Consider the following 24,879-nt stretch of genomic DNA (forward strand, 5'->3'; position numbering starts at 1 on the left):
AACCCTGGTGATAGAAAAGCCGGTTGGCGGCCTCGATGATCTTCTGACGGGTGCGCTCGCTTTTTTTGGACATGATGACAATAACCGAATGGTTGCCCCGTTAATTTGGAAATACACTTAAGCCATTGATTTTCCGTAGGTCGGGCTTCAGCCCGACAGCAGCTGCCACAAAGGGGCAATGTCGGACTGAAGTCCGACCTACGGATAGGGTTTTTTCCATAATCAGGGGTGTGACTAGCGGATTCATGAATATTTATTATCAATTATAGCGCAATTCTGCCTGATAATTAGGATGACCGTCATATCTTTTGCAGCAGATCGACCCTGTGAGGGTTGATGAAGCTGGCGCCGTCGGGTCCCAGGTGGGGTTCAAAGGCCAGCCCAGCCTGACCTGATCATGGAGTGTTTCATCGATACTGTGGTCGGAATGACTGGGAAACAGGATTCTGTCTTCAAATTAGGCAAAAGTGCCGAATTCGGATTTGGACTGAAAGAATATTTCGTCTTTCAAGGCGAAATCACCCCGGCTCACCGCATCCTTCAAGGTGTCGAAGGCCGCCTGGCGGACTTCCTTCTCGTCGTTGAACAACCGCAGTATCTCATTGAATTGGCCGGCATAGACAGGTTCGAAGATATAGGCCAGCCCACCCGGGCGCAGTACTCGGTGGATTTCTTCCAGCGCCTTGCCCATCAGGGGGACAGGCACATGATGCAGTGACTTGACAGCTAACCACTGAAATGCGCCAGCTCTGCGTTTAAAAATGGTCATTTACAGTTGTAAACTCACATTTTTTGCCTTGATCTGACACATTTCAGTGGCGATCTGAGCCGTTACTCTTGTTTTGAAATACTCGCTGAATAGTTACTCCGCTATAATGAACAGAATTTACCACAGAGACGGAAAGTCCATCATGCCAGAATATCGTTCCAGAACCACCACTCATGGCCGCAACATGGCCGGCGCCCGTGCCCTGTGGCGCGCCACAGGCATGAAAGACGATGATTTCGACAAGCCCATCATCGCCATCGCCAATTCCTTTACCCAGTTCGTGCCCGGTCATGTGCATCTCAAAGACATGGGGCAGCTGGTGGCAAGGGAGATTGAACGGGCCGGTGGCGTTGCCAAGGAATTCAACACCATCGCCGTGGATGATGGTATCGCCATGGGGCATGGCGGCATGCTCTATTCCCTGCCTTCGCGGGATCTCATCGCCGATTCGGTGGAATACATGGTCAACGCCCACTGCGCCGATGCGCTGGTGTGTATCTCCAATTGCGACAAGATCACCCCGGGCATGCTCATGGCTGCTCTGCGCCTGAACATTCCCACCGTTTTCGTCTCCGGTGGCCCCATGGAAGCGGGCAAGGCCGTGGTGCATGAAAAGGAACTGCACCTGGACCTGGTGGACGCCATGGTCATGGCGGCGGATGACAAGGAGAGCGACGAGGATGTGATGGCGGTGGAACGCTCTGCCTGTCCCACCTGCGGTTCCTGCTCCGGTATGTTTACCGCCAACTCCATGAACTGCCTCACCGAAGCGCTGGGGCTGTCATTGCCGGGCAACGGTTCCCTGGTGGCCACCCACGCCGACCGCAAGCGCCTGTTCCTGGAAGCAGGGAGCATTGTCGTGGGCCTGGCGCGGCGCTGGTACGAGCAGGACGATGAGTCGGTGCTGCCACGTTCCATTGCGGCTTTCGAAGCCTTCGAAAATGCCATGGCGCTGGATATCGCCATGGGTGGTTCCACCAACACCGTATTGCACCTGCTGGCTGCAGCATCCGAAGCCGGCGTTGATTTCACCATGGAAGATATCGACCGCATGTCGCGCAAGGTGCCTCATTTGTGTAAGGTGGCGCCTTCCATCCAGACTTATCACATGGAAGACGTGCATCGCGCCGGCGGCGTGTTCGGCATTCTTGGCGAGCTGGAACGGGCGGGCCTGCTGCATCATGATCTGCCCACGGTGCATGCCCGCACCATGGCCGAAGCCCTGGCTCTGTGGGATGTGCGCTATACCGACGACCAGAAGCGTAAGGATTTCTACCGCGCAGCGCCCGGTGGCGTGCCCAGTCAGGAGGCCTTCAGCCAGAACAAGCGCTATCCCGACCTGGATCTGGATCGTGAAAGTGGCTGTATCAGGGACAAGGCCCATGCCTACAGTCAGGATGGTGGGCTGGCCGTGCTGTACGGCAACCTGGCTGAAAACGGCTGTATCGTCAAAACAGCAGGTGTGGATGAATCCATTCTGAAGTTCAGTGGCCCTGCACGGGTGTTCGAGAGCCAGGACGATGCCGTGGTCGCCATTCTGGAAGACAAGATAAAGCCGGGAGATGTGCTCATCATCCGCTACGAAGGCCCCAAGGGCGGACCGGGCATGCAGGAAATGCTCTATCCCACCAGTTACCTCAAATCCAAGGGACTGGGCAAGGAATGCGCACTGATTACGGACGGGCGTTTTTCCGGTGGCACTTCCGGCCTGTCCATCGGCCACGTCTCCCCCGAAGCGGCGGGCAAAGGCAACATCGGCCTGGTGGAGGAAGGCGACACCATCGAAATCGATATTCCGGGCCGGAGCATCCGTATTGCCATCAGCGACGAGGAACTTGCGCAACGCCGCAATGCCATGGAACTGAGTGAGCAGCCGTGGAAACCGGTTGCCCGTGAACGTGTCGTATCACCGGCGCTGCGCGCCTATGCCGCGATGACCACAGATGCAGCGCGGGGCGCGGTGCGTGATGTGAGTCAGATAGAAAACTGCTGAATCAGCTGGGAGCATGAAAATGAACAAGGTCATACTCAGCGGAATTCTCGGTTCTCTGCTGATATCAGGCTCAGTCTCTTTTGCGGCCGAGCCTTTTCTGGGCAAGACGCCGCAGGTGTTGTGCGCTTACATGAAGGATCTGGGCATTCCGGGATCTGATAAATACCGTGAGCAGGGAAGTGGCGAGTGGAGTTGCGGAAGCACGCGCAAGAAGCTGCCCCAGGGTGAGCCAGCGGCCGCCAGCGACCTGCAGTATCGTGTGTTCGGCAGTGAGACGCGGCCGCGAAAGCAGATTCTGGAACTGCGCATGCGCTCGGACCGGCAGCCCCAGGGGGTGCTCAAGGTATTCTCGCGCTATGTGGACGTGCTGCTGGAGAAGACCCTGGGTGCGGGCATCACGAAGGATATGTACCAGGCCATCATGGCACCGGTGGACGGGGAATGGCGAATGGACAGTCATGTGTTGCAGTTGCGCAAACTGCGCAGCAAAGGGTCTGTCTATGATTTGCGCTTTACCGTGGAGGCGCTGCCTTTGGAATAGACCTCCGCGGCAGCCAGCGGTGATGATGACCGGTCGGGAGCGGGAGTCTGCTACAGGGAGCCCCAGGAATCCTTGCGCTTCTTCACTCTAAGGTGCGGCAGCACCAGTCCGAGCAGTATGCCACCGAACAGAACGCCACCGCCGATAAGAAACCAGCGCTGTGTAGAGCTGTTTTTCAGTTCGAGGATTTCCTGTTCCTGATCAGCAAGATCCCGGCTCATGGTGGCGACCTGTTTGCGCAGGGTCTTGCGTTCCTGGGCAATCTGTACCGCGTTGGCCGAGGTGCGTTTCAGCTCTTCCAGTTCAGACTGTATGGCGTCTTTCTCTGATTGCAGTGCTGCATGTGCCTGTTTCAGGGTGCCATGTTCGCGCGAAAGCTTGGCCAGCTTGCTGCTCAGCTCCCCGGGGGAGGCCTCCAGTTCCTTGATGCGGGCTTCCAGCTTGATGATGCGGTCGCGCGCCACGGGCTGGGTAAGCAACTGACGGGTCAGTACATAGCCGGTTTTGCCATCCGCCAGGCGGATCCTGCTGTAACCGCTGGCGCTGTTGGTGCTCAATACGGTGACTGTTGTGCCGGAAGGAAGCATTCTTACGATGCGGTGCTTGGCGCTTTCCCCGCTGCGCATGGTGATTTTCGCCTGGTCGGTGACATAGCGGGTTTCCGCCTGGGCGGAAAACGCCACCCACAGCAGAAAGAGCAACAGGAGAATTTTGGTTATTTTGAAGTCCATGACGGTGAGCGATCCGAAAAGCAGTGGGGCCTATTGTACTTGCAAGCAGGTTTCAGGTCAGCAGAAATTCCAGCAGGGCTTTCTGGGCGTGGAGGCGGTTTTCCGCTTCTTCCCAGACTACTGAATCCTCGGCGTCGATGACTTCCGCAGCCACTTCCTCGCCGCGATGGGCCGGCAGGCAGTGCATGAACAGCGCATCCGGCGCTGCCTGGGCCATGAGCGCGGCGGTCACTTCATAACCTGCAAAATCCTTCTCCCGCTGCTTCTGTTCTTCTTCCTGTCCCATGCTCGCCCAGACGTCGGTGACGATGAGGTCGGCACCGCTTGCGGCCTGCTGGGGATCGCGAAAAAGGGTGCAGCGGTCAGTGGCCGGATCCAGAATCTGGGGATCGGGATCGTATCCTTCGGGGCAGGCGATATGCAGCCAGAAATCCAACTGGCGGGCGGCATTGATGTAAGAGTGGCACATGTTGTTGCCGTCACCGATCCAGGCAACGGTTTTGCCCTGAATGTCGCCACGGTGCTCAAACCAGGTCTGCATGTCCGCCAGCAGCTGGCAGGGATGCACCAGATCGGTCAGCCCGTTGATGACAGGCACCTGTGAATAGTCGGCGAAACGCTGGACCTTTTCATGCTCGAAGGTGCGGATCATCACGCAGTCCACCATGCGTGACAGTACCCTGGCGGTATCCTCGATGGGCTCGCCGCGCCCCAGCTGAGTGTCGTTGGGCGACAGGAACATCGCAGCACCACCCAGTTGGGTCATGCCCGCCTCGAACGAGACCCGGGTGCGTGTGGAGGATTTTTCGAAGATCATGCCCAGCACCCTGTGTTTCAGGGTTTCCACGATCTCTCCCCGGTGCTGCAGTTGTTTCAGTTCACCGGCACGCCGGATGATGCCGCGGAATTCTTCGGGTGACAGATCCAGCAGGCTCAGAAAATGCCGCGTCATGATGCGGACTCCAGAAACCCGGTGATCAGGCAGGACAGCTCGTCTGTCAGCTGCCCGATCTGTTCATCGCTGATGATCAGGGGCGGCAGCAGACGCACCACGGAATCGGCGGTGACATTGATCAGCAGGCCCTTTTCCAGCGCCAGACCGACCAGCTCCGCGCAGGGGCGGTCCAGCTGTAATCCCAGCATCAGCCCCAGGGAGCGGATTTCCACGAAGCCTTCCACGCCGTCGAGCTTCTGCGCCAGCCCGCTGGCAAGCGCTTCGCCCTTGCTGGCGGCCTGTTCCCAGAGCCGGTTGGCGGTGAGCTGTTCCACCACGGCCAGCCCGGCGGCACAGGCCAGGGGGTTGCCGCCAAAGGTGGAGCCGTGATTGCCGGGGGCGAACAGATCAGCAGCCTTGCCGTTGGCCAGGCAGGCGCCGATGGGTACGCCGTTACCTAGGGCCTTGGCCAGGGTCATGACGTCCGGTGTCAGCTCATGGTGTTGAAAAGCAAAAGGTTTGCCGGTGCGGCCCATGCCGGTCTGGATCTCGTCCAGCATCATCAGCCAGTTGTGCCGGTCACAGAGTTCGCGAATGCCGGGCAGGTAGCCGTCCGGGGGAATGTTGATGCCGCCTTCACCCTGCACCGGTTCCACCAGCACGGCGACGATACCCTTGAGATTGTCGGCGGCGGTTTTCAGGGCGTCCAGATCACCGTAAGGCACCCGGGCGAAGCCCTGTACCAGGGGCTCGAAGCCGGCCTGGACCTTGCGGTTTCCCGTGGCGGTCAGCGTGGCCAGCGTACGGCCGTGGAAGCTTTCTTCCATGACCAGGATCACCGGATTGTCGATCCCCTGCTTGTGTCCGTGCAGGCGCGCCAGCTTGATGGCCGCTTCGTTGGCTTCGGCCCCGGAATTGGCGAAGAACACCTTTTCCATGCCGGACAGCTCCACCAGCTTTTCACCCAGTTCCTGCTGATGGGCGATGCCATACAGGTTGGAGGTATGCACCAGGGCGCCTGCCTGTTCGCAGATGGCGCGGCTCACTTCCGGATGGGCGTGGCCGAGACCACAGACGGCGATACCGGAAATGGCATCGAGATAGGTTTTTCCCTGGTCGTCATGCAGGTAGACACCTTCGCCCCTGACGAAAGTGACCGGAAGACGGTTGTAAGTGTTCATCAATACATTCTTCATGGCGGTTGTTCCGCAAACCCCTAAAAACAAAAGGCAGCCCCGAAACGGTGGCCACCTGTGCTTTGTGAACCCCAATGTCCAAAAGCAAAGGACGGACACTACATAAAAACCGGGGCTTTTTCAAGGTGAATTTCAGTGTTTTGGTGTCATCAGGGGGGCGGGATCCATGTACATTAGGTCCGGTTCGGAAGAAGGGATGAGGCGTTCGACAAAGTCGATCAGCGTCAGCGCGGGTGTGCCGCGGTAGAAGCGCGCCATGGAACGTTCCATCCAGATGCTGTCCGCATACAGGTACACTCGGTGGGGCTGGTCGCCCACACCGTCGTGGTTCAGGTCGAAACCGGAATAGCTGTCCCAGTAGTTGCCTTTCCAGTTGTTGAGACGGGAGGTATGGGTGGTGCTGCCCATGGCATCGACGAAGTTGTCGATAAAACGGTTGTCGTGGATCTGGTGGCCACCCTTTTCACCGTAGAAATAGGCGGCAACGTCGTTGAAGGTAAACAGATTGTTGGTGATGGTGAGAATGTTTTCCGCTTCCAGGGGAGAGGTGGCGAGCAAGCCGACGGCGCAGTGCGCGATTTCGTTGTTGTCGATGAGAATGTCATAACTTTCTTTCACCGAGATGCCAGAGCCCGTCAGCTTGCGCATGCGCAGGATATGATTGTCGGCGATGGTCAACTCATCGGAATAGATGACGGTGATGCCGTTGTAGTTGTCGATGAAGGTGTTGCCGCGGATTTCGTTCTCCGGTGAAAACACCAGTTCCATGCTGATGCGGCTGTTGGTCATGCGGTTGCCGATGATGCGGTTCTCCCTGGAGTTGGAGAACACCATGTCCCTCGTGTGATCGAGGACATTGTCCTTGATCAGGTTCTCGTGGCTGTACCACAGCCGGATGCCGTCGCCCCGCAGGGTCACGTCCCGGTCTTTCGAGCTGATGCGGTTGCCGATGACCTGATTGCCATGGGCGCTGCTGAGATGGATGCCGAACAGGCTGTCGTCGATGATGTTGTCCTGCACCACTGTGTCATTGGCCTTGATGAGGATGCCTGCGTCCACCTGGTCGTGGGAATCACCCGAATGGCTCAGGTGCAGGCCCCTGACGACCACGCCATCGGCTTCGATGGTGAGGATGCTGCCGCTGCCGCCACCGTTGACAGTGACCTTGCCGCCACCGTCCAGGGTGATGCGTTTCCTGATGACTACCGGACCGGAATATTCTCCCGGTGGCGGTTTCAGGGTGCCGCCTTCGGGCGTGATTTCCACGTAGAGCTGCAGGGGCGGGAGCGCAAGCGCCGGTTGAAGCAGCAGCAACAGCAGCAGAAAGCCAAAGAGTTTCCCGTGGGGCATTGCCGGTGTGGTCAGAATGAGAAAGCAACAAGCCTAGCTGCAGGGGGCACAGGGAGCATTAATCCATGTCAATTGAAGGCAATTCGCGGCCGCTTTCAAGAATCAGGGCTTCGGCGTCTTTGCCGTAGCGCCGGATCCACTGGGTCAGTACCTGATCACTGATGCCGGCGCTGCCAGCCATGGAGAGCGAAGCGAAGGCTGGTAGTCCCCAGTAGCCGCGAGGCCGCACTATTTTCCCGGCGTGCCTTGCGCCAGAGGGAAAATAAAGTAGGCCTCCGAACGCGGCGTCCAGTCATATGGGAGTCAAGTACGGAGCAGCAACGAGCTTGCGAAGTTGTTGCGTAGTGCTTGGTGACCAGGACGGCTGGGGCACAAATAGGTTGTCAAAGGCTGAGTCGATTTTGGGGACTGGGATGTCCCAAAATCTATCACGAGGCCGAAGACACGCTTGCTGAAGACTGCAGCTGTTTCTTCAGGCGCTGCAGTCCTTCGTCTGACAGCCGGTCCCGGCGGGAAATGCCGGGGCGGGGCGTGTGGCGGGTGTTCATGGGATATCGGCAATACGCAAAAACCCCGGCACAGGGCCGGGGTTTTCATGGTTTGAACCGGAAACCGGCTGTCAGCCCAGGTTACCGGCCACGAAGTCCCAGTTGACCACGTTGAAGAAGTCGGCGATGTACTGGGGGCGCACATTACGCTTGTCGATGTAATAGGCGTGCTCCCAGACGTCGATGGTCAGCAGGGGCGTCTTGCCGTCACGCAGGGGGTTGCCTGCGCCGGAGGTGTTGACGATCTCCAGGGAGCCGTCGCGGTTCTTTACCAGCCAGGTCCAGCCACAGCCGAAGTTGGTGGCGGCGGAGGTGGAGAATTTCTCTTTGAAATCGGCGAAGGAACCGAAAGCCGCGTTGATGGCATCGGCCAGGGCGCCGGAAGGCTCGCCACCGCCGTTGGGGCTCATGCAGTTGAAATAGAAGGTATGGTTCCATACCTGAGCGCCATTGTTGAAGATGCCGCCTTCGGATTTCATCACGATGTCTTCCAGGCTGGCGTTCTCGAATTCGGTGCCGGGTACCAGGTTGTTCAGATTGGTGACATAGGTTGCATGGTGCTTGTCGTGGTGGAACTCCAGGGTCTCGGCAGAGATGTTGGGTTCCAGGGCGTCCTTTGCATAGGGCAGATCAGGCAATGTATGAGTCATTCATGTTCTCCGTTTTATATCTTTAGTGATTTACTGGGTTATTATTGTGCTAAGGTTATTCGGAATCGGGACAAAATGCAATAATGTCCGCCATGAAAAATGAAAATAAAGGTGAAAAAGGCTTCGATGCCATTGCCCTGGGGCTGTTTGCCAGCCGCCTCGAATCTGTTTGTGACGAAATGGGGGCGGTGCTGCGCAATGCGGCTTTTTCGCCCAATATCCGTGACCGCCTGGACTATTCCTGCGCCATATTCGATGCCCGGGGAGAACTCGGTGCCCAGGCGGCCCATATTCCGGTGCATCTGGGCAGCATGGCCTATGCCATGGGGGATATCGTCGATCGCCTCAGCTGGCAGGCAGGGGATCAGGTCATTCTCAACGATCCCTACCTGGGCGGCACCCATCTGCCGGATATCACGCTGATCGCTCCCGTGTTCGCCGGTGAAACCCTGATGGGCTTCGTGGTCAACCGTGCCCATCACGCCGATATCGGCGCGGACACCCCCGGTTCCATGCCGGTATCGTCTTCTCTGGAGGAGGAGGGCATGGTCATCGAGCCGGTGCACCTGGTCCGGGCGGGTGAACGGGACCATGAGGTATGGAACGGCATACTTGCAGCGACCCGCAATCCCAGGGCGGCAGAAGGGGATCTGACCGCACAGCTCAGCGCCAACCGGGCGGGCAGGCAGCGCCTGCAGGCGCTGATCGAAGAACAGGGGACAGCTGTTTTTTCAGCAGGCATGGAGGCGCTGAACGCCTACGGGGAGCGTCTTGCCCGGTCTGTACTGGAGAAGATCCCGGATGGCAGCTATACGTTCACGGACTGGCTGGACGATGATGGCCAGGGTCAGGAACGGATTCCCATTCAGGCCAGAGTCACGGTTCGGCAGGGACATATCGAGGTGGATTTCACCGGCACCGCCGAACAGGTATCGGGCAATGTCAACTGCCCCCTGTCGGTCGCTGCCGCTGGCGTATACTACGTGTTTCGCTGCCTCATGCCTCCCCAGACGCCGGCCTGCGCCGGTGTGTTCCGCAACATCAGCCTGCACGCACCGGCAGGCTGTCTGGTCAACGCACGCTTTCCGGCGGCGGTGGCGGCGGGCAATGTGGAGACCAGCACACGGGTTGTGGACGTGATCATGGGGGCGCTGGCACAGGCGATTCCTGATCGGATGGCTGCAGCCAGCCACGGCAGCATGAACAACCTCGCCATGGGGTCCGCAGCGCCGGGCGACAGCTGGGATTATTATGAGACCATGGGCGGCGGCATGGGCGCGAGCCGGGAGACGGCAGGTCTGAGCGCGGTGCAGACGCACATGACCAACACCCTGAATACGCCTGTCGAAGTGCTGGAACAGCAATACCCTTTGCGCATCCGGCGCTACCAGGTCCGCCGGGGTTCCGGAGGTGCAGGGAAGCACAGCGGCGGTGACGGCCTGGTGAGGGAGCTCGGGTTTCTCGCGGATGCGGAAATATCGCTGCTCACCGAGCGCAGACTGCTGGCGCCCTGGGGACTGGCGGGTGGCCGTAACGGGCTGTGTGGCCGCAATCTGCTGAACGGGGAGGCGTTGCCGCCCAAATGCCATCGCAGGGTAAAGGCCGGCGATGTGCTGACGATCGAAACCCCCGGCGGTGGCGGCTGGGGACATACAGACCGGGAGAAGGACTGAATCATGTGTGGTAGCTGTGGCGAACTGAGATTCGACGGCCAGCCGGCTGACCTGGCGGCCATTGCGCGCATGACGGAGCGGTTGCGGCCCCGTGGCCCGGATCATGGCGGCAGTTACAGTGACGGCGTGCTGGGTTTCGGTCACCGCCGCCTGTCTATCATCGACCTTTCCGAGAAATCCAATCAGCCCCTGGTGGACCAGGAACTGGGACTGGCGCTGGTATTCAACGGCACTATCTATAACTATCGGGAACTGCGCCGGGAACTGCAGCAGCGGGGCTACCACTTTTTCTCCGACGGGGATTCCGAGGTCATTCTCAAAGCCTGGCGGGAATGGGGGCAGGATTGCCTGGCGTATCTGCACGGCATGTTTGCCTTTGCCGTGTGGGACATGCGCGAGAAAGCCCTGTTCATGGCCCGGGACCGTTTCGGCATCAAGCCTTTCTACTGGAGCCGTGACGGGCAGCGGCTGCGGTTTGCCTCCAGCCTGCCGGCGTTGCTGGCCGGTGGTGGCGTGGATACCTCCATCGATGCCGTAGCGCTTCATTTCCAGTTCACCCTACACGGTGTGGTGCCGGCGCCGGGAACCCTGCTGAACGGTGTGCGCAAGCTGGAGCCGGCCACCTGGATGAAGATCGATGCCCATGGCCGGGAAATCACGGGGTGCTACTGGCGGCTGGACGCCACCCGCCCGGAAGAATCCCTGAGCGAACAGGAATGGGTGGACGCCACCCACGGTGCCCTGCGCAGTGCGGTGCGCAAGCGTAACGATGTCGCCGATGTGCCTGTGGGTGTGCTGCTCTCCGGCGGCCTGGATTCCAGCCTGCTGGTGGCATTGCTGGCGGAACTGGGCAAAGAGGATCTGCATACCTTCAGCATCGGTTTCGAGGACCAGCCCGAGGAGATTGGCAACGAGTTCGAGTATTCCGACCAGGTGGTGGAACGCTACCGCCCCCATCACCGCAAATTGCTGGTGCCCAACGACCAGGTGCTCGCCCGCCTGCCGGAAGCGGTGGACGCCATGGCCGAGCCCATGTTCGGTCAGGATGCGGTGGCTTTCTACCTGCTGTCGGAGCAGATTTCAAAAGAAATAAAAGTAGTACAGTCCGGGCAGGGCGCCGATGAGGTCTTCGGGGGCTATTTCTGGTATCAGCGCATCATGGAGGATGATGAAGGTGATTGTGCAGACCGGCTGCGCAAGACCTATTTCGACCGTGACCACGAGGAATACCTGCGCATGGTGCAGCAGCCCTTCCGTGGTGACGACTATACCGGTGACTATATCCGCCAGCGTTTGAACGAGCCCGGTGCCGATGAGTGTATCGATGCGGTGCTGCGGCTGGATGCCACGACGCTGATCGTGGATGACCCGGTAAAGCGCGTGGACAACATGACCATGGCCTGGGGACTGGAAGCGCGGGTGCCCTTCCTGGACCACGAACTGGTGGAGCTGGCGGCGCGCTGTCCGCCGCAGATCAAGTTTCAGTCTGGCGGCAAGCATCTGCTCAAGCGCGTGGCCCGGGGTATCGTTCCCGACGCGGTCATCGACCGTCCCAAGGGTTATTTTCCCATGCCTGCGCTGAAGTATGTGCGTGGCGAGTTCCTGGACTTCATGCGCGACATTCTGGATTCAAGGGCCTGCCGTGAGCGGGGACTGTACGAGCGGTCCTACGTGGACATGCTGCTGAGTGCGCCGGAAATGCACCACACCCGTATTCAGGGCAGCAAGCTGTGGCAGCTGGCGCTGCTGGAATTCTGGCTGCAGCGGAATGTGGATGCCCTGTGAACCAGCATGCGCGTGAATCTGCATGCAAATCAGGAAAAATATTGTATTGACTGCAGGGTAAATGTGTATATAATCGATTTCAGCTTGAAAGTACGTCTTATATTTATGCACGCCATTTCGAAGTTCCATCCGTAGTTCCTCGTTCTGTTCTTCATAAGTAAACGCAACACTTCTAGCAAAACTGCCTCCGTGAGGAGCTTTTATTACTCTTGAATTTATAGGATTTTATTATGTCTACTACTACCGGTACCGTTAAATGGTTCAACGAAGCCAAAGGCTTTGGTTTCATCGAGCAGGAAAACGGCCCAGACGTATTTGCTCATTTCAGCGCTATCCAAGGCTCTGGTTTCAAGACCCTGACCGAAGGTCAGAAGGTCGAGTTCACTGTCACCCAGGGCCAAAAAGGTCCCCAGGCAGAGAACATCGTAGCTATCTGAGTCATACCAGATCGCGACCGCCCTGCATTGCTGCGGGGCGGGCATGAAAAAGGCGAGGCCATCAGGCTTCGCCTTTTTTATTGGCTGTTGTCGCTCATGAAGGTTTCAAGCGATTGTCGTGCCATGGCTGTTTGTATGTGACGAGCATTCATCCGGTTATTTGACCGGATCCTCGAAGCCATCCTGGAACAGAAGGGTAACGGCCGGGCGGTTTTTCCTGATCAGGCGTACAAAGCGCACCTCCAGGTCTTCCTGGCCACCGTTGAAGATGCGGAAGTCGGCAGCATTGGCCATCTGGTTGTCGAAAAAGGCATGGGGCAGGTCGATGGTGGCGGTTTTCACCTTGCCGCTGTTGCTGCGGCTGACAGTTTCGCTGGCGATGATCCGGTTGCCGCTGTCCGGGTATTCGACCCACCAGGCGCTGTTGCCCTGATCGACGAAAGTCACCTTCAGTTGCCATGACTGCTGAAAGTCGGCGGCAAACAGGTCGTCGATGAAGAAGTAGAGGTAGTCCTGCCCGTTGGCATGATCCGTCAGGCGCCCTTCCCAGGATTCGCCGTTGTCCCGGTCGATCTCGTTGACGTGGTGATCGCTGCCACGCCGGCTGATGCCATCGCTGCCCACGTCCTTCTGTACCAGCCAGCGCTCGAGATTGCGCACCCAGGGCGCACCGTTCCAGCTGTGGCTGTGATCGTCGATCCAGTATTTGTCCTGGGCGGTTCTGAGCGCCACCCAGGCATCGGCACTGTTGTCGCGCTGTTTACCCAGGGAATGCCGCACCCAGTCCCAGTGGGTGGCGTAGGTGGACAGGTAACTGTCTTCGGGCACCACGTAGAGGCGCTTGGTGCGCATCTGCAGAGCCTTGAGGTTGGACATCCTGATGGCGTAGTAAAGATCTTTGGCGTGATAGCCGCAGGCGTTGTAACACTCGTTTTCCGCACCGATGGTGCGCTTGTCGGTCAGAAGTGGCCAGTCTTCGTTGATTTCGATATGGCCGTCCTGGGCAATGGTGGCGCCATAGGCGGGCGTATGGTTGAGGTGAAAGTTGAACAGCTCGGTAATGCCGTTGCGAATGCCCAGCCCCGCCTGCACCGCGTCCCGCGCCAGCAGGTTGGTGGCGCCGCTCCAGGTGTCGTCGAAAGGATAGTCCTCTCCCGTGTACACCAGCTTCCAGGCATAGTCGTCGGAGGGATCGCTGTTTTCACCGTTGGCGATCGTGACCAGGTCTTTCATGGCGGCCTGGAACCAGGTGTTGAATGCATCGAATGACAGGCCGTCTTTGGCCGCCTGGAAGGGAATGTCGAGGTCGAATTCGGTGTAATAGAACGCGCCGGGTACCTGTATGAAGAGCATGTCCGGGTCGGCGGCCATGCCCCAGCCGGTGAGCACCTGGCGGTACATGTCCTTGACGTGTTTCCAGACACAGCTGTTCCAGATGGGCAGGTGCCTGGCCTGGCCTTCCTGGTCTTTCCAGGTCTTGCTGATGTTGCAGTCGGACTTGACCCAGGCAGGCGCCCAGTTCTGGCCGCTCACCCAGATACGCAGCCAGTATTTTCCGGGCAGGGCGCGCTGATCGTCGAGCGAGGGAAATTGCATGCCCGCGGCAGAGTCGGCGGTGGTCGTGGAAAATTCACCTTTCCGTGGGTTGATCTGCCGCCAGCTGAGGTCGATGACCCGCACGTCGACATGATCGGCGGGCGAGGCTTCTTCGGAATAGAAACGTGTATCGTCCAGGGGAGAGGACCAGGACGGCAGGCGCCAGTCATCGCCGTTCACGACGGTGACAGCAGCCATGGTCCAGGAGGTATTCAGCAACAGGAGGGACAGGAGAAAGGTTCGCATGGCCATGGTTCAGGTCCTGTTGGGATCCACCAGCACCAGCCGGGTGCCGGAAGCGATGTCATGCCAGGCGCGTTTCTGGCTGTCGATCAGTATCCACAGGAAACCCAGCCCAAATGCCGCCAGTGAAACGACTGCCACGGCATAGCGTACGACAGCCTGCTTAAGGCTGGGTGAGCGGCCGTCGCTGGAGAACAGCATGATGCGCCAGGCGCGCATGCCGAGGGTCTGGCCGCCATGTGTCCAGAACCACAGGTGAAACCCGATGGCCACGGTGAACATCCAGATAGTCATAGCGGTCTGGTACAAGGGATAGTCTTTGATGTTCTCCAGGCCGAAACCGGCGGCCAGGGGCAGATAGACCAGGGTGAAGGCTGCAGCGACCAGTGCTGCAACCAGCACGCTGTCGTAGATGATGGCCGCCATGCGCCTGAACAGGCCTGGCTCGGCGGCGTTTGTGAGATCGATCGGTGCGTTTTTCATGGCGATCCAGTTTACCTGCTAAAAATAGTTTCAGGTAGTATTAGGGCATGACGCATTCCCGCCGGTATTTTCTGAGAAGGCTGCTGCGCCGGGTTCCCATGCCGGTGCTGGCGGCCCTGTTCGGCCTGCTGACGGGGGCTGCGGTCTGGATCGTCATCGATCCCATACAGACCAACGCCATCGGGAATATCTTCGACAAGGAACTGCGGGGGCAACTGGAGACCCGGGCCAGCGAATCCCTGGCCCGCTTCGACAGTTTTACCCAGTCCTATGTGAATACCGCCCGCCTGCTGGCTCACCACCGGCGCATGGCGGATTACCTGGAGCCTGTGTTCTGGTTTTCCACCGAGGGGGAAGCGCCCCTGCTGTATAAAAAGAAGGCGCCGGTCTGGTTGCCGGAAGATGCCATCGAGGGGTTGCCGGTGAAACCCAGCCTGGCGCTGTTGGCCGATCTCGAAGGCAATATCCGGGAGATCTACCAGCTGGGAGACAAGGCATTGCCCAGGGAAACCACCACCGAGCTGCAGCACGCGCTTGCCAACGAGCAGCAGCAGGCCTATATCACCCGGCTGGACGGGGATCTGTATATGCTGATTGCCGAGCGCGTGGAGGATGCCAGCTACAATCTCATGGGATCGCTGGTGTTGCTGATCAGGATAGATCAGGATTTCCTGAGGGCTTCGCAGCAGCGCGCCAGTAATTCCCAGACTACGGTGGCCCTGGTGGACGGGGAAACCCAGACCATTCTGGCCAGCAGCAGCAATACCGATCTGCTCGACGGGGCGAACATCAAGGCGCTGGAATCCGACTATGTCATTACCGCCCAGTCGTTCTTCGACTACGGCAATTCCCCGCTCAATCTGCTTTTCGCGACGCTCATCTCCCGGGACGTGGTCGAGGCTACCCGCCAGAGCATCATCGCCGTGGAACGCCGCCACAGGCTGACCGGCGCCGCTATCGTGGGCCTGATCTTCGTGCTGCTGTTCATCCTCATTTCCAGCCGTATCAACCGCCTGCTGAAGCGGGTGGCCAAGTTTTCCAGCCGGGCGCTGCAGATCGAACATCCGACACCCCAGGGCGGCAACCAGCTGCTGATCATGGAAGACTGGATACGCAGCTTCACCCAGGCGGTGATGCGGGCCAGGGAGGAAATGCGCGCCAAGTACACCGCGGAGATCCAGGAACGGGAAGCGCTGAAAACGGCGGTGCTGGATGCTTCTCTCGATCCCATCGTGACGATCGACCAGGCGGGCCGTATCGTGGATTTCAACCCCACGGCGGAAATGATCTTCGGTTACGACAGGGATGAGGTGCTGAACCAGTCGCTGGATCAGCTCATACTGGACAAGGGCTCGCGCGAGGCGTTCAACAGTCTGCTCTATGACTGCCTGGAAGAGCAGGTGCCGGAGACACCCACCGTGCTGCGCACGCTCAGCGCCCGCCGCAAAGACGGCAAGCTGTTTCCCGTGGAAGTTGCCATCAAGCCGGTGATGCTGGAAGACAGGCTGTTTTTCACGACCTATATCCGGGATATATCCGAGCGCAAGCGCCAGGCGCAGGAAATCGCCAGCCTGGCCGCCTTTCCCGGTGAAAGCCCGCTGCCGGTGCTGCGTATCAACCAGCCTGGTGTGGTCATCTATGCCAACAAGGCCAGCGATGCCCTGCTCGAATACTGGGGCTGCAAGCGCATGCAGACGGTGCCGATCTACTGGAAGCGCCTGGTGGACAGGATTCTGGAAAGCGGCCGCGCCCGGGAAGTGGAAGTGGAAACCAGCGGAGGGGTGTTCTCCCTGCTGCTGGCGCCGGTGGCCAATCTTGGCTATGTGAACGTGTATGGGCGTGACATCACGGCCATCCGTCAGGCAGAGGAAGAGGCGCGCCACCGCCAGAACGAGCTTATCCATGTTTCCCGTCTCAGCACCATGGGCGAAATGGCCACGGGTATCGCCCACGAGCTGAATCAGCCCCTTTCCGCCATCGTCAATTTCGCCAACGGCTGTGCGCGGCGTATCCGACTGGGCATCGGCGAGAAAGAAGAGCTGGTCAGGGCTATGGAGCAGATCTCCCTGCAGGCCAAGCGCGCGGGTGAGATCATCAAGCGCCTGCGCGGCATGGTGACCCGTCAGCAGCCGGTGCGTGAATACGCGGACCTGAATGCCCTGGTCAAGGATGCCTGCGCCCTCATCGCCCATGACCGGCAGAAACTGCGTATCACCATCGAACTGCTGCTCAGCCGCCAGCCGGTGATCGCCAGAATCGACCCGGTGCAGATCGAGCAGGTGATTCTGAACCTGTTGCGAAATGCCCTGGATGCACTGGGGGACCGGCCCGATGAAGACCGCCATCTGCTCATCGAAACCGGATTCAGTTCGCAGGGAATGGCTTTCATCCGGGTCAAGGACAACGGCAGCGGCATCGCGGCGGAAGACCTCAAGCACCTGTTCGATCCCTTCTTCAGCACCAAGAAGACCGGTATGGGCATGGGTTTGTCGATCAGTCAGACAATTGTTGCCGAACACAATGGTAGAATCATGGCCGATTCCCTCAAAGGAAAGGGGACGGTGTTTACCATTGAATTGCCTGCCAGCAGCGTCATTGCCGAGAGTATTGCCTCATGAACGAAAGCCAGAACCAGCCCCAGCCCACTGTTTTCGTGGTGGACGATGATGAAGCCATGCGCAGCTCCCTGCAGTGGCTGATCGAATCCGTGGGGCTGTCCGTAGAATGTTACGATTCCGCCGAGGCGTTTCTCGATGCCTACTACCCCGGCCGCTCGGGCTGTCTGCTGCTGGACGTGCGCATGCCCGGCATGGGAGGCCTGGAACTGCAGGAATACCTGCGGCGCCACGAGATCAGCATACCCGTCATCATCATCACCGGCCACGGCGATGTGCCCATGTCCGTGCGTGCCATGAAGGAAGGCGCCATCGATTTCATCGAAAAGCCCTTCAACGACGAACTGCTGCTGGATGCCATACGCAACGCCCTGTCCGTCGATGAGCAGCAGCGCTGGGAACAGTCCCAGCGCGCCGAACTGGCGTCACGCCTGTCTTTGCTCACGCCCCGTGAGCATGAGGTCATGGACATGGTGACAGCGGGTAAGTCCAACAAGGAAATCGCCAACGCCCTGGGCGTGTCCGCCAAGACCGTTGAGGCTCACCGCGCCAAGGTCATGGACAAGATGCAGGCCGGCTCCCTGGCGGAACTGGTACGCATGTCCATGCTGGCTTCCGGTTCGTAGATATATTCAGCCGATCCGGTTCAACCCGTACAAAGCCGCCACCCGGTAGGCTTCGGCCATGGTGGGGTAGTTGAAAGTGGTCTCGGCAAAATAGCGCAGATTGTTGCCGCTGCCGGGCTGGGACATGATGGCCTGGCCGATGTGGATGATCTCGGCCGCTTCCTGACCGAAACAGTGGATGCCCAGGATCTCCAGGGTTTCACGGTGGAACAGGATCTTCAGCATACCGGTGGTATGGAATAGAAGACACTAATAAATTGGCATCCTCTAGAAAAAGCCTCCAGTATCTACACCAGTCGAGAGGAAAACAGCCAGATTCCCACGGTTTCCATGCCACCAGGGGGGCCACCATTTCAGCGTTGATTTTACAGCCACCGGCCCAGCAGTCGTCCTGCCGCCATCGGCAAAAGGGATGAAAACTGTAAATCAGAATGGGAAGGAAGTGTTACTGACCTCTCGGTATCTCCTCAGCCTCCAGATGCCGCCGTTTATGAATGACGGCTAGCACTTCGATGAGATCATCAGATTTGATCTCGTACAGAATTCGGTAGGAATACAGCCCCAGTTCTCGTATCGCATCTTCGTTTAGTTCGGGTACTTTCCTGCCCTTGCGGGGAAGTGCATCCAGCCCGATGGTTTTTTTGATGAGTTCTTCACTGACCCGCTGGGCATACAGCGGCGAGCCCTGAGCGATGTAATCATGAATATGGCGAACCTGGGACTTGGCGTGAGCCGTCCACTTCACCACGATTGAATATCCTTCAACACTTCCTCAGCGGTTTGCGTTTTACCTTCGGCAGCATCCTGTTGACCCCGGCGGATATTCTCCAGCACATACAGCCGGTAAATCATCTCTTCGGTATCGACAGTATCTGGTAGTTGCTGGATCGTGTTGAGTGCATCTTGTTTTGCGGAGTGCATCTTGTTTTCCTCGCTGAGGTTAATGAGCAGCCTGCCGAATCACCGTATCGATCATGTTGATGATAGTAACCACAGAGGTCGGAGTCAAATCACTCCAAGTCATTGAATTTGCTTGATATCACCCTGATTTGACTCCGACCCCTTACATCGTTCGAAGATATTCTCAGCCGATCCGGTTCAGCCCATACAGCGCCGCCACCCGGTAGGCTTCGGCCATGGTGGGGTAGTTGAAAGTGGTCTCGGCGAAGTAGCGCAGGTTGTTGCCGCTGCCGGGCTGGGACATGATGGCCTGGCCGATGTGGATGATCTCGGCCGCTTCCTGACCGAAACAGTGGATGCCCAGGATCTCCAGGGTTTCACGGTGGAACAGGATCTTCAGCATACCGGTGGTATGGCCTGATATCTGCGCCCTGGCCAGGTTCTTGAATTCCGCCCGGCCTACCTCGAAGGGGACATTCTGTTTGGTCAGCTCGGCTTCGGTGCGCCCCAGCGAGCTGATTTCCGGGCTGGTGTAGATGCCCGTGGGTACTTCGTCCACCAGCCGCCAGTCCACCTTGCCTTCGGCGATGAAGGTGCCGACGAAGCGTCCCTGGTCGTAGGAGGCCGAGGCCAGCCCCGGCGGGCCGGCCACATCGCCCACGGCATAGATGTGCTCCTGGCTGGACTGGAAACGGTCGTTGGTTTCGATCTGCCCCCGGGAGTTGATCGCTATGCCCAGCGCTTCCAGCCCCATGTCGGCGGTATTGCCGCTGCGCCCGTTGGCCCACAGCAGGATTTCTGAGCGGATCACCCGACCGGACTTGCAGGTCAGGGTAACACTTTGTTCATCGGCCACTACGGATCCGAGGGCCTCGTTGTGCAGCAGCAGCACGCCCTGGTCGCGCAGGTGGTAGCTGAGCGCATCTGTCACCTCGTCGTCGAGGAAGGACAGCAAACGGTCGCGGGTGTTCACGAGGTTTACCTTCACGTCCAGGTTGGCGAAGATGGAGGCATACTCGCAGCCGATGACGCCAGCGCCGAAAATGGTGACCTGGCGCGGTGTATGGTCCATGTCCAGCAGGGTATCGCTGTCACGGATGCAGGGATGGCTGAAATCCAGTTCCGCGGGCCGCCAGGGGCGGGAGCCCGTGGCAACGATGAACTGCGCCGCTTCCAGCGTCTGGGTGCTGCCATCGAGGTTGACCACTTCCAGGGTATGGGCATCGGTAAAACGTCCCCGGCCATGAAAAACGTGGACGTGATTGCGTGTGTAATAACGGTGCAGCATGCTGACCTGCTGGCTGATCACCTGGTCGGAGGTGTGCAGCAGCTGTGGCCAGCTGATCTCTGCGGCAGACAGGGTGTGTTCGAACAGAGGGTGGTGGCGGTAGTCGGCCAGCAGTTGTATGGCATGGCGCAGCGCCTTGCTGGGAATGGTGCCCCTGTGGGTGCAGTTGCCGCCCAGCTGCAGGCCTTCCTCCACCACGGCCACTTCCTTTCCTGCCTTGGCCAGGCGCATGGCGGCACCTTCCCCCCCGGGGCCGCTGCCAATAACGATGACATCATATGTACTCATGGTTTTCCTTCTGTGGTTCCGTTTCTGCTGACAGGTGCCATATTGGCATAAATCGGAGTGGAATTTCTGTTTCCGAATGGCATCGGGAAGAGGAAAATCTGCCGGCAGTGTGAAGATGACAGAAAACCAAGTGAATTACCGGGTATTTGACAATTGTTCTTGAATAGCAGATTAGATATACATATATTGGCATAAGTTTACTGATTACATAGAGAATTACCATGAAATTTCACACGGCAATCCTGGCTTCAGGCTGGTTGTTTCTTTCCCTGCTGAGCATTTCTGCCCAGACCAACGGCCAGGTGGAGGCCATCTATTATGATGTCGATGACGTGGTCAAACAGGGTGCCTTGCTGGTCAAGCTCAAGGATACGGAACAGCAGGCTGCGCTGCGCCGTGCAGAAGCCGACCTGCGTGCGGCCCAGGCGGTGCTCGATGACGCCAGAAAGAATTACCGGCGGATCAAGGATCTGTACACGAAGAAACTGGTGTCCAAGTCCGACGTGGATGATGCCCAGGTGTCCCTGAATACGGCCAGGGCAAAGCTCGATGTCGCACAGGCCGCGCTGGAGCAGGCCAGGGAACAGCTGGCCTACACCCGCATCACCGCGCCCTATACGGGTATTGTGACCGAGCGCCACGTGCAGGTGGGTGAGGTGGCGCATCCGGGCACACCGCTGATGAGCGGCATTTCCCTGCAGGAATTGCGCGTGGCGGTGGACGTTCCCCAGAGCCTGATCGTGGCCATACGGGAAAAGAGCCGGGCACAGGTGGAGCTCCCCGGGGGCAACTGGATAGAAGTCAGTGATCTGACCGTCTTTCCCTTTGCCGATCCTTCTTCCAATACCTTCAAGGTGCGCCTGCAGCTGCCCAAGAATATCGACCGCCTGTTTCCCGGCATGCTGGTGAAGACCGCGTTCGAAACCGGTGTTGCTCCCGCGCTGATCGTACCCGCCAGTGCCGTGGTGTACCGTTCAGAGGTGACCTGCCTGTATGTGCGTGACGAGGATCAGCAGATACGCTTCCGTTATGTGCGTCTGGGAGATCCTCTGGGCGAAGAGGCCCTTACCGTGCTGTCGGGTCTGCAGGAAGGGGATGAGGTGTTTCTCGATCCTATCGCTGCCGGCGCCGAGCTGAAACGTCAGCGCCGCAAGGCCGGGGAGAGCCAGGCAAATGAGTGAGCGGAAGCTGGGTTTCTCCGGCTCTATTGCCCGCAAGTTTCAGGACACGCAGATCACCCCGCTGCTGGCCCTGCTGGGCATGTTGCTGGGGGTGTTTGCAGTCCTCATCACGCCGCGGGAGGAAGAGCCGCAGATCAACGTGACCTTTGCCAATGTCTTCATTCCCTTTCCCGGTGCGGCGGCTCAGGAAGTGGAAAGCCTGGTGTCCACGCCTGCCGAGCAGGCGCTGTCCGAGATCGAAGGCATCAAACATGTGTACTCGTCCTCCATGCCGGGCATGTCGGTGCTGACCGTGCAGTTCAAGGTGGGCGAGGATCGCACCGATGCCATCGTGCGCCTCTACAGCAAGATTTTCTCCAAGCTCGACTGGTTGCCGCCCAACCTGGGCGTGGGCCAGCCCATCGTCAAGCCCAAGGGTATCGATGACGTGCCTATCGTCAGCGCCACCCTGTGGAGCAAGGACCCCGCTATGGGCGCCTATGAACTGGGGCGGGTGGCCCATGCCATCGAATCCGAACTCAAGCGCGTTCCCGGCACGCGGGATATCTACACCATCGGCGCACCCGAGCGGGTGGTGAAAGTGACCATCGATCCCCAGTCACTGGCCGGACACGGCATCGACCTCAACGATCTGCGCCTTTCCCTGCAGGCGGGCAATGCTTCGCGGGACAATATCAAGGTTACGGCAGACAACCGGGAGATCCTGGTGCAGGCGGGCGTTTTCCTCAGCAGCCCTTCGGAGATCGTGGACCTCGTGGTGGGCAGCAAGGATGGCAAGCCCGTGTATCTGCGGGATGTGGCACATGTGGAGGAAGGCGCCGACCGTCCTGTAAATTATGTCTGGACCGGGCCAGGTGCTGCTGGCTCTGAGGCCGGACTGAAGCTGGACGGGCAGTATCCGGCGGTGACCATCGCCGTGGCCAAGAAGCCGGGTACCAACGCGGTGCAGATTGCCCAGCGGGTGATCAAGCGTTTTCAGGAACTCGAAGGCACTTTCATTCCCGATGGCGTGGAGGTGAGCATCACGCGCAACTACGGCGCCACGGCAGACGCCAAGGCCAGGAAGCTCATTAGCAAGCTCATTTTCGCGACCTCCTCGGTGATCCTGCTCGTGCTCATCGCTCTTGGCTGGCGGGAGGCCATCATCGTGGGTGTGGCGGTGGCCGTTACCCTGGCGATCACCCTGTTCGCTTCCTGGGCCTGGGGCTTTACCCTGAACCGGGTCTCCCTGTTTGCCCTGATCTTCTCCATCGGTATTCTGGTGGATGACGCTATCGTAGTGGTGGAGAACATTCACCGCCACCTGTCCATGGGGGGAAAGAAACTGCTGGAAGCCATCCCTGCCGCCGTGGACGAGGTGGGAGGCCCCACAATTCTGGCGACCTTCACCGTCATTGCCGCCCTGCTGCCCATGGCCTTCGTCACCGGCCTCATGGGGCCTTACATGAGTCCCATCCCCCGCTGCCAGCCATGGAGAGCGAAGCGAAGGCTGGTAGACCCCAGTAGCCGCGAGGCCGCACTGTTTTCCCGGCGTGCCTTGCGCCAGAGGGAAAACAAAGTAGGCCTCCGAACGCGGCGTCCAGTCATATGGGAGTCAAGTACGGAGCAGCAACGAGCTTGCGAAGTTGTTGCGTAGTGCTTGGTGACCAGGACGGCTGGGGCACAAATAGGTTGTCAAAGGCTGAGTCGATTTTGGGGACTGGGATGTCCCAAAATCTATCACGAGGCCGAAGACACGCTTGATCAATGCCTCCATGGGCATGCTGATCTCCCTGGCCGTGGCATTCATCTTCACTCCCTGGCTTACCAATACCTTGCTGTCCTCCGTGGCCCATGAGCACAGTGAGGGAGAAAACACAGACGCAAGAAGGGGAAAGCTGGACCGCTTCTTCGGCGCTGTCATGCGACCCTTCCTGCATGAGAAGCGCGGGCGCCGCAACCGCTGGTTTCTGCTCATCGGCATCCTGATCCTCATCGGGGCATCCATTTCCCTGGTGGTGGGCAAACAGGTCATCATGAAAATGTTGCCTTTCGACAACAAGTCCGAGTTCCAGGTGGTGCTGGACATGCCGGAAGGCACTTCGCTGGAACAGACCAGCTTCACCCTGAACGAGATCGCCAGCTACCTGGCCACGGTGCCCGAAGTGAAGGACTACCAAGTATATGCAGGTACCGCTGCCCCTATCAGCTTCAATGGCCTGGTGCGCCAGTATTACCTGCGCGAGGGCGCCTATCTGGGCGATATCCAGGTGAACCTGGTGGACAAGCACCACCGCGACCGTAAGAGCCACGAGATCGCCCTGTCCGTGCGCGACCGTGTGCAGGCCATCGCCAGCGGTTACGACGGCAATGCCAAGATCGTCGAAGTGCCGCCAGGGCCGCCTGTGCTGTCTCCGCTGGTGGCCGAGATCTACGGCATCGACTATGAAGGCCAGATCGAAGCGGCGAAAAAGGTGGAAGACGTATTCGAGGACACGCCGGATATCGTGGACGTGGATGATTCCGTGGAATTTCCTTCTGACAAGGCGGTGGTGATCGTGGATCGTGTGCGCGCTGCCCGGCTGGGGCTGTCACAGTCCGATGTCGCACAGGCGCTGTCCGCGGTACTGGACGGTGAGGACATGGCGTATATCCACGGCACCAACCTCAAGTACGCCGTGCCCATTCGGGTGCGGCTGAGCGAGGCAGCAAGGGCGGATCTCGACCAGGTGCTGGCGTTCAAGATCCGTAACCGCGACGGCGTGTTTGTGCCGCTTTCGGAAATCGTCTCTGTGGTGCCCTCGCAGCGTGAATACAGTATTCATCACAAGGATCTGTTGCCCGTGGTCTATGTCACCGGGGACATGGCCGGCAAGACAGACAGTCCCCTGTATGGCCTGTTCGATATCTCCTCCCGCCTGAAAAAGCAGGATGGGCCTGAACAGTGGTTTCTGGGTAAGCGCCAGAGAATCAGCCCTCTTGCAGCTTACTGAGGGTGACGTTCCAAGGTAGCAGGGCCTCGATCTCTTCAACTGTACTGGCCCCACCAATGTGCTGCAGCACATGGTGGATG

At 58.9% G+C, this 24,879-nt stretch carries 24 protein-coding genes and 2 pseudogenes; 10 read left to right on the plus strand and 16 right to left on the minus strand.

What is annotated here, in order from left to right; all coding sequences use genetic code 11:
* Nucleotides 1-457 precede the first annotated feature (457 nt).
* A complete protein-coding gene (locus tag ACOCD2_RS01375) occupies nt 458-691 on the minus strand; it encodes a hypothetical protein (protein ID WP_368857494.1) in 234 nt (77 codons plus the stop codon).
* A gap of 220 nt (nt 692-911) precedes the next feature.
* Here ACOCD2_RS01375 and ilvD point away from each other — a divergent pair, with 220 nt between their 5' ends.
* Together ilvD and ACOCD2_RS01385 are read left to right on the plus strand one after the other, a co-directional pair.
* Nucleotides 912-2,762 carry a dihydroxy-acid dehydratase gene (ilvD, locus tag ACOCD2_RS01380; protein WP_293646523.1) on the plus strand — a complete coding sequence of 617 codons (1,851 nt, stop codon included), beginning with the start codon at nt 912-914 and terminating at the stop codon, nt 2,760-2,762.
* Nucleotides 2,763-2,781: 19 nt separating this feature from the next.
* Nucleotides 2,782-3,303: a hypothetical protein gene (locus tag ACOCD2_RS01385; protein ID WP_293646521.1), complete on the plus strand. Its 522-nt coding sequence runs from the start codon at nt 2,782-2,784 to the stop codon at nt 3,301-3,303.
* A gap of 50 nt (nt 3,304-3,353) precedes the next feature.
* Here ACOCD2_RS01385 and ACOCD2_RS01390 read toward each other — a convergent pair whose 3' ends face one another.
* The 8 genes from ACOCD2_RS01390 to ACOCD2_RS01425 all read right to left on the minus strand — a co-directional run bounded on the left by ACOCD2_RS01390 (nt 3,354) and on the right by ACOCD2_RS01425 (nt 8,712).
* Entirely contained in the window at nt 3,354-4,034 is a 681-nt protein-coding gene (locus ACOCD2_RS01390; protein ID WP_293646519.1) for a TIGR04211 family SH3 domain-containing protein, read from the minus strand.
* 52 nt (nt 4,035-4,086) lie between these two features.
* On the minus strand, nt 4,087-4,989 hold the full coding sequence (argF, locus tag ACOCD2_RS01395; RefSeq protein ID WP_293646529.1) for an ornithine carbamoyltransferase: 903 nt from the start codon (nt 4,987-4,989) through the stop codon (nt 4,087-4,089).
* Nucleotides 4,983-6,164: an aspartate aminotransferase family protein gene (locus ACOCD2_RS01400; RefSeq protein WP_293646517.1), complete on the minus strand. Its 1,182-nt coding sequence runs from the start codon at nt 6,162-6,164 to the stop codon at nt 4,983-4,985. Before ACOCD2_RS01400 ends, argF begins: the two co-directional genes overlap by 7 nt.
* Nucleotides 6,165-6,296: 132 nt before the next feature.
* Complete coding sequence (gene nosD / locus ACOCD2_RS01405; RefSeq protein WP_293646515.1) at nt 6,297-7,514, minus strand: nitrous oxide reductase family maturation protein NosD; 1,218 nt, start codon at nt 7,512-7,514, stop codon at nt 6,297-6,299.
* A gap of 58 nt (nt 7,515-7,572) precedes the next feature.
* The gene (locus ACOCD2_RS01410; RefSeq protein ID WP_293646513.1) at nt 7,573-7,695 is read right to left on the minus strand and encodes a hypothetical protein; all 123 of its coding nucleotides are present in this window, start codon (nt 7,693-7,695) and stop codon (nt 7,573-7,575) included.
* The gene (locus ACOCD2_RS01415; RefSeq protein ID WP_293646511.1) at nt 7,670-7,810 is read right to left on the minus strand and encodes a hypothetical protein; all 141 of its coding nucleotides are present in this window, start codon (nt 7,808-7,810) and stop codon (nt 7,670-7,672) included. Before ACOCD2_RS01415 ends, ACOCD2_RS01410 begins: the two co-directional genes overlap by 26 nt.
* A 7-nt stretch (nt 7,811-7,817) precedes the next feature.
* The gene (locus ACOCD2_RS01420) at nt 7,818-7,946 is read right to left on the minus strand and encodes a hypothetical protein (protein WP_293646551.1); all 129 of its coding nucleotides are present in this window, start codon (nt 7,944-7,946) and stop codon (nt 7,818-7,820) included.
* 187 nt (nt 7,947-8,133) lie between these two features.
* A complete protein-coding gene (locus ACOCD2_RS01425; RefSeq protein WP_293648334.1) occupies nt 8,134-8,712 on the minus strand; it encodes a superoxide dismutase in 579 nt (192 codons plus the stop codon).
* Between the two features lie 92 nt (nt 8,713-8,804).
* On the opposite strand from ACOCD2_RS01425, the gene ACOCD2_RS01430 reads away from it, so the two are divergent.
* The 3 genes from ACOCD2_RS01430 (at nt 8,805) to ACOCD2_RS01440 (ending at nt 12,607) form a co-directional block, all read left to right on the plus strand.
* On the plus strand, nt 8,805-10,385 hold the full coding sequence (locus ACOCD2_RS01430) for a hydantoinase B/oxoprolinase family protein (protein WP_293648331.1): 1,581 nt from the start codon (nt 8,805-8,807) through the stop codon (nt 10,383-10,385).
* 3 nt (nt 10,386-10,388) lie between these two features.
* Nucleotides 10,389-12,170 carry an N-acetylglutaminylglutamine amidotransferase gene (locus tag ACOCD2_RS01435; protein ID WP_293648328.1) on the plus strand — a complete coding sequence of 594 codons (1,782 nt, stop codon included), beginning with the start codon at nt 10,389-10,391 and terminating at the stop codon, nt 12,168-12,170.
* Between the two features lie 230 nt (nt 12,171-12,400).
* Nucleotides 12,401-12,607 carry a cold-shock protein gene (locus ACOCD2_RS01440; protein ID WP_041069748.1) on the plus strand — a complete coding sequence of 69 codons (207 nt, stop codon included), beginning with the start codon at nt 12,401-12,403 and terminating at the stop codon, nt 12,605-12,607.
* 156 nt (nt 12,608-12,763) lie between these two features.
* Here ACOCD2_RS01440 and ACOCD2_RS01445 read toward each other — a convergent pair whose 3' ends face one another.
* The gene (locus tag ACOCD2_RS01445; RefSeq protein ID WP_293647570.1) at nt 12,764-14,455 is read right to left on the minus strand and encodes a hypothetical protein; all 1,692 of its coding nucleotides are present in this window, start codon (nt 14,453-14,455) and stop codon (nt 12,764-12,766) included.
* Between the two features lie 3 nt (nt 14,456-14,458).
* Nucleotides 14,459-14,929, minus strand: coding sequence for an RDD family protein (locus ACOCD2_RS01450; RefSeq protein ID WP_293647568.1), 471 nt, complete (start codon nt 14,927-14,929; stop codon nt 14,459-14,461).
* 47 nt (nt 14,930-14,976) lie between these two features.
* Between ACOCD2_RS01450 and ACOCD2_RS01455 the strand changes: the two genes are divergently transcribed.
* Together ACOCD2_RS01455 and fixJ are read left to right on the plus strand one after the other, a co-directional pair.
* On the plus strand, nt 14,977-17,547 hold the full coding sequence (locus tag ACOCD2_RS01455; RefSeq protein ID WP_293647566.1) for a PAS domain-containing sensor histidine kinase: 2,571 nt from the start codon (nt 14,977-14,979) through the stop codon (nt 17,545-17,547).
* Nucleotides 17,544-18,170 (plus strand): response regulator FixJ, encoded by a 627-nt coding sequence (gene fixJ / locus ACOCD2_RS01460; protein ID WP_293647564.1) that lies wholly within the window; start codon nt 17,544-17,546, stop codon nt 18,168-18,170. Before ACOCD2_RS01455 ends, fixJ begins: the two co-directional genes overlap by 4 nt.
* A gap of 6 nt (nt 18,171-18,176) precedes the next feature.
* On the opposite strand, the pseudogene ACOCD2_RS01465 reads toward fixJ, so the two are convergent.
* The 4 genes and pseudogenes from ACOCD2_RS01465 to sthA form a co-directional block, all read right to left on the minus strand.
* Nucleotides 18,177-18,398, minus strand: a pseudogene (locus ACOCD2_RS01465) (NAD(P)(+) transhydrogenase); the annotation flags it as partial.
* A gap of 217 nt (nt 18,399-18,615) precedes the next feature.
* A complete protein-coding gene (locus ACOCD2_RS01470) occupies nt 18,616-18,915 on the minus strand; it encodes a type II toxin-antitoxin system RelE/ParE family toxin (protein WP_293652618.1) in 300 nt (99 codons plus the stop codon).
* Entirely contained in the window at nt 18,912-19,091 is a 180-nt protein-coding gene (locus ACOCD2_RS01475) for a hypothetical protein (RefSeq protein WP_293647176.1), read from the minus strand. The genes ACOCD2_RS01470 and ACOCD2_RS01475 overlap by 4 nt, the downstream gene beginning before the upstream one ends.
* A gap of 163 nt (nt 19,092-19,254) precedes the next feature.
* The gene (sthA, locus tag ACOCD2_RS01480) at nt 19,255-20,646 is read right to left on the minus strand and encodes a Si-specific NAD(P)(+) transhydrogenase (RefSeq protein ID WP_293647178.1); all 1,392 of its coding nucleotides are present in this window, start codon (nt 20,644-20,646) and stop codon (nt 19,255-19,257) included.
* Nucleotides 20,647-20,867: 221 nt separating this feature from the next.
* Here sthA and ACOCD2_RS01485 point away from each other — a divergent pair, with 221 nt between their 5' ends.
* Both ACOCD2_RS01485 and ACOCD2_RS01490 read left to right on the plus strand, forming a co-directional pair.
* Nucleotides 20,868-21,827: an efflux RND transporter periplasmic adaptor subunit gene (locus ACOCD2_RS01485; RefSeq protein WP_293647180.1), complete on the plus strand. Its 960-nt coding sequence runs from the start codon at nt 20,868-20,870 to the stop codon at nt 21,825-21,827.
* Nucleotides 21,820-23,286, plus strand: a pseudogene (locus ACOCD2_RS01490) (efflux RND transporter permease subunit); the annotation flags it as partial. The gene ACOCD2_RS01485 and the pseudogene ACOCD2_RS01490, both read left to right, overlap by 8 nt.
* A 135-nt stretch (nt 23,287-23,421) precedes the next feature.
* Here the strand turns inward: ACOCD2_RS01490 and ACOCD2_RS01495 are convergent.
* The gene (locus ACOCD2_RS01495; RefSeq protein WP_293646551.1) at nt 23,422-23,550 is read right to left on the minus strand and encodes a hypothetical protein; all 129 of its coding nucleotides are present in this window, start codon (nt 23,548-23,550) and stop codon (nt 23,422-23,424) included.
* A 16-nt stretch (nt 23,551-23,566) separates the two neighbouring features.
* Here ACOCD2_RS01495 and ACOCD2_RS01500 point away from each other — a divergent pair, with 16 nt between their 5' ends.
* A complete protein-coding gene (locus tag ACOCD2_RS01500; protein ID WP_308340153.1) occupies nt 23,567-24,799 on the plus strand; it encodes an efflux RND transporter permease subunit in 1,233 nt (410 codons plus the stop codon).
* Nucleotides 24,800-24,879: the final 80 nt, after the last annotated feature.

The organism is Thiolapillus sp. (assembly GCF_048562965.1).
Lineage (GTDB): Bacteria > Pseudomonadota > Gammaproteobacteria > Chromatiales > Chromatiaceae > Thiolapillus > Thiolapillus brandeum_A.